Origin of the sequence: Enterobacter sp. UCD-UG_FMILLET, assembly GCF_000762975.1 — a bacterium.
In the GTDB taxonomy this organism is placed as follows: domain Bacteria; phylum Pseudomonadota; class Gammaproteobacteria; order Enterobacterales; family Enterobacteriaceae; genus Enterobacter; species Enterobacter dykesii.
The window spans coordinates 1-645 of record NZ_JRJC01000037.1 but is presented as its reverse complement, the minus strand read 5'-3'; the positions used below and the strand labels follow the sequence as shown (position 1 = coordinate 645).

The 645-nt window shown below is 47.1% G+C and carries 2 rRNA genes; both read left to right on the top strand.

The features are described 5' to 3' along the window. A 16S ribosomal RNA gene (locus LA04_RS18885) occupies positions 1–223 on the top strand; the annotation flags it as partial. A 199-nt stretch (positions 224–422) separates the two neighbouring features. After that, a 23S ribosomal RNA gene (locus LA04_RS18880) occupies positions 423–645 on the top strand; the annotation flags it as partial.

Sequence of the window (645 nt, the reverse complement as noted above, 5' to 3'; positions counted from 1 at the left end):
CTCGACTCCATGAAGTCGGAATCGCTAGTAATCGTAGATCAGAATGCTACGGTGAATACGTTCCCGGGCCTTGTACACACCGCCCGTCACACCATGGGAGTGGGTTGCAAAAGAAGTAGGTAGCTTAACCTTCGGGAGGGCGCTTACCACTTTGTGATTCATGACTGGGGTGAAGTCGTAACAAGGTAACCGTAGGGGAACCTGCGGTTGGATCACCTCCTTACCTTAAAGAACCTGCCTTTGTAGTGTCCACACAGATTGTCTGATGAATGATAAACTTCTGAATGTACTTTTGAGTGCATTAAGAAGTTTTGCTCTTTAAAAATCTGGATCAAGCTGAAAATTGAAACGACACATCTTAATGGTGTGTTCGAGTCTCTCAAATTTTCGCAATCATGAAGTGAAACATCTTCGGGTTGTGAGGTTAAGCGACTAAGCGTACACGGTGGATGCCCTGGCAGTCAGAGGCGATGAAGGACGTGCTAATCTGCGAAAAGCGCCGGCGAGGTGATATGAACCTTTGACCCGGCGATGTCCGAATGGGGAAACCCAGTGCAATTCGTTGCACTATCGTTAACTGAATACATAGGTTAACGAGGCGAACCGGGGGAACTGAAACATCTAAGTACCCCGAGGAAAAGAAAT